Source organism: Sphingomonas sp. (assembly GCF_048594985.1).
GTDB lineage: Bacteria > Pseudomonadota > Alphaproteobacteria > Sphingomonadales > Sphingomonadaceae > Sphingomonas_I.
On the sequence record NZ_JBMDXG010000002.1, the window covers coordinates 1 to 3,200 of the forward strand.

The following is a 3,200-nucleotide window of genomic DNA, read 5'->3' on the forward strand; positions in this document are numbered from 1 at the left end:
GACACCGCGAAGCCGAGATCGGCGGCGGCCGGATTGATGCCGGTATCGAGATCGTGACCGTAGAGCGGCAGCCCCGCCTCCAGACGCAGGCTGTCGCGCGCGCCGAGACCGATCGGCTTCACCTCGGGCTGGTCGGCCAGCAGGCCCGCGAACATTTCGATCGAGTGCGCGGGAAGCGAGATTTCGAACCCGTCCTCGCCGGTATAGCCCGACCGGCTGATCCACAAAGGATGCTCGCCATGGCCGAACAGGCCGGCGGTCATGAAGGTGAGGTTTTCGACCCCAGGCACCAGCCGCGACAGAGCGGTCACCGCCTCCGGCCCCTGCAAGGCGAGCAGGCCGTGGCTGTCGAGTGTGACCAGCGCGATATCCTGCGGCAGGCGCGCGCGCAGATAGGCCACGTCGCCCGCCTTGGTCGCGCCGTTCACGACCATGTAGACATCGTCCGCGCGGCGCGTGACCATCAGGTCGTCGATGATCCCGCCAGTATCGTCGAGCAGGAGCGAATAACGCATCCGATCGACGCCGAGGCCCTTGATGTCGCCGGGCAGCAATGTTTCCAGCGCGGCGTCGACCGCATCGCCCGACAAAGTGAGCTGCCCCATGTGGCTGACGTCGAACAGGCCGGCATGTTCGCGCGTCCAGTTATGTTCGGCCAGGATGCCCTCATACTGGATCGGCATCGCATAGCCCGCGAACGGCACCATCCGCGCGCCGCGCGCGCGATGCCATGCGTCGAGCGGCAGCGGCTGTACGTCGTGGTCGTGATCGTCGCTCATCATGGTCCCCGCATCGAAAGTACGATGGACAGCGCCGGGCGGATGCCCTTTGCCTCCATCGCCCCCTCTGTCACGGGACCTGAGAGCTTTCGCGCGCGGCGGGCCGCGCGCTTACCCCTTCGGTGGGGCGTCGGCCTGCCCGGCCGCCGCCCGCTTTCCAGAGTGTCTCTGACGCACGCGGTCCTTGTGACCTGAGAGATTCCGGGGCGGTTGCTCCTTCGGCGGGCGGTCTCCCGCCCTTCTCCCGCGTGCCTCCTCCAGAAGTTACCCTCCGGCGACGCGTACGACCCTGCGCGGCGCGTCGATTCGAGTCAATCGGGCTCGGCGACAAGATGCTGGTCCTTTGTAAGAAAGCGTGCGGGCGGCTTGCCTCATGCTCCGGCGGTGCGGGATGTGGCGCGCTGCACTGCATGACGATTCGGCGGGACGGCGCGCTAACATCCTATGTGAAGAGGAGCGTTCAAGTGCGCTGCAACGCAGCAATTCAGGAGTTTCATTTCCGATGATCGCCCGCCTGCTGGTTCCGGCCGCCGTCATCGCCGCGTCGGCGGCGGATGCGGCGGGCGGTACCGAGTATCCCGATATTCCGGAACCGATGGTGTTCGATATGGTCCGCCCGCTGGGCGCGCGGCGTGGCGAGTTGGAGACCAATGTCCTCGCTTTATCGCCGCTGTCCGGCCAGGAACGCACGATCGAATGGGCGCCCGAGATCGAATATGCGGTCGCCGACGGCTTCGCGATCGAGTTCGAGCTGCCGTTCGAGGGGAGCCGGCTCGCCGAATTCAAGGTCGGCGCGCAGGCGACGCTCGGCACGCTCGACGGAGGCCGGATCGCGCACGGTTTCCAGTATCTCGGCATCTACGAGCGCGAGAGCGACACGACCTCGCACGCCTTGCTCTACATGATCGGCCGGCGGCACAGCGCGCGCTGGAGCACGATGTCGATGATCGGCGTCGGCGACGTGCGCGTCGGCCAGTCGGAAAGCACGGCGGGCCTGCTGATCAATCATTCGACATTCTACGACATCGGCCGGTCGCGCGTCGGGCTCGAGCTCAATTACAAGACGGGCCATGACGGCGGCATCCTGACGATGGCGCAATATCACGCGCCTTTGTCGCAGAAGATCAGCGTCCAGCTCGGCATCGGCATCGACAAGCAACGCGGGGAAACGACCCGCCCGGTCGCGGGCGCGCGGATCGTGAAGGAATTCTAGGCCGTAGGTTTATAAAGCCGCCTGTCCGCCAACGCCCAATTGCGGACGGGCCCGTTTGGGTTAGGCTACGCTGATGGAGGAAGGGTATCGGTCTGGTGGCACGCCGGGAGGCAAGTGGGGTTGCGGTTTGGCGGCGCTCGTCGGCTTGCCACTGCTCGGGTTTGTCATCCTCTCGAGCGCGCTTGGTGACTGCGTTCCCGGTGACCCCTGCCATCATGGTCTCGATTGGCTACTGATCGGAGCCGCACTGGGGATTGCCGCTCTCGTTGGCTTTGGCAGCCGTGCCGCAATCAACGCTATCATTCGTCGTCAAGATAACGGCAGCTAGCCACGACTTCCAGTCGTTCGGCGTCGTCGCCGAAAGCTGCCCTTCATGAGCTTTCGACCTTGGGAGGCCGGCGGGCGAGGCGTTACCGCCCCGCCGCCCGCCACGGTTACTGGACCTGCACCACCGCGATCGAGCGGGCCGGCAGGTCGAACTGCAGGCGGCCGCCCGATACACGCCCGCTATAGGGCTTGGGCGCGACGCGGTTGGGGTTGGCGAAGTCGTTGTGGCTGTCGACGGCGGCGGCGGCGAGGATCCGGCCGGACGCGCCGCGCGGCGACGCGCCGTCGATCGCGGTGGTGAGCGTCACGGGGCGGGTGGCGTCGATATTGACCAGCGCCAGCCAGAGCTTCCCCGCGCTGTCGCGGGCGGCAATGGCGTCCACGCGCGGCAGCTTGATGTCGCCGCTGGAATAGGTGCCCGCGTCGAACTGCATCGGGACGACGGTCGCGTCCTGGAACGGCACGTACATATGGTACAGGTGATAGGTCGGCGTCAGCACCATCTTCGGCCCGTCGGTCAGGATCATCGCCTGGAGCACGTTGATCATCTGCGCGATGTTCGTGCCACGGACGCGATCGGCGTGGCGCATGAAGATGTTGAGGTTGAGCGCGGCGAGCATGGCGTCGCGCAAGGTGTTCTGCTGCTGCAGGAAACCCGGATTGGAGCCGGGGGTGGGATCCGCCCACAGGCCCCATTCGTCGACATACAGGCCGACCTTCTTTTCCGGATCATATTTGTCCATGATCGCCGAGTGCTGCCGGATGAGGGCGTCCATCTTCAGCGTGTCCTTCAGGATCTCGGCGTACTCCTGCTCACCGAACCCGACCGACTTGTAGGCGGCCGGGAACCGCACCACGGTGTAGTTGTGCAGCGAGAGGCC

3 protein-coding genes and 1 riboswitch are annotated in these 3,200 nt (G+C 65.9%); of the genes, 1 reads left to right on the top strand and 2 read right to left on the bottom strand.

Annotated elements, in window-relative coordinates; genetic code table 11:
* Positions 1 to 782: glycine cleavage system aminomethyltransferase GcvT (gene gcvT, locus ACOJSF_RS00040; RefSeq protein WP_420140200.1), on the bottom strand; the 782-nt coding region annotated here is incomplete at its 3' end.
* Positions 783 to 947: 165 nt separating this feature from the next.
* Positions 948 to 1,036: riboswitch (glycine riboswitch) on the bottom strand.
* Positions 1,037 to 1,281: 245 nt separating this feature from the next.
* Here gcvT and ACOJSF_RS00045 point away from each other — a divergent pair.
* The gene (locus ACOJSF_RS00045; protein ID WP_420140201.1) at positions 1,282 to 1,992 is read left to right on the top strand and encodes a hypothetical protein; all 711 of its coding nucleotides are present in this window, start codon (positions 1,282 to 1,284) and stop codon (positions 1,990 to 1,992) included.
* A 434-nt stretch (positions 1,993 to 2,426) separates the two neighbouring features.
* Here the strand turns inward: ACOJSF_RS00045 and ACOJSF_RS00050 are convergent.
* Positions 2,427 to 3,200, bottom strand: a 774-nt coding sequence (locus ACOJSF_RS00050; protein ID WP_420140202.1) for an alpha-L-arabinofuranosidase C-terminal domain-containing protein, incomplete at its 5' end; no start/stop codon positions are given.

Coding starts and splice junctions, on each gene's coding strand:
- ACOJSF_RS00045 (WP_420140201.1), top strand. CDS start 1,282: ATGATCGCCCGCCTGCTGGTTCCGGCCGCCGTCATCGCCGCGTCGGCG.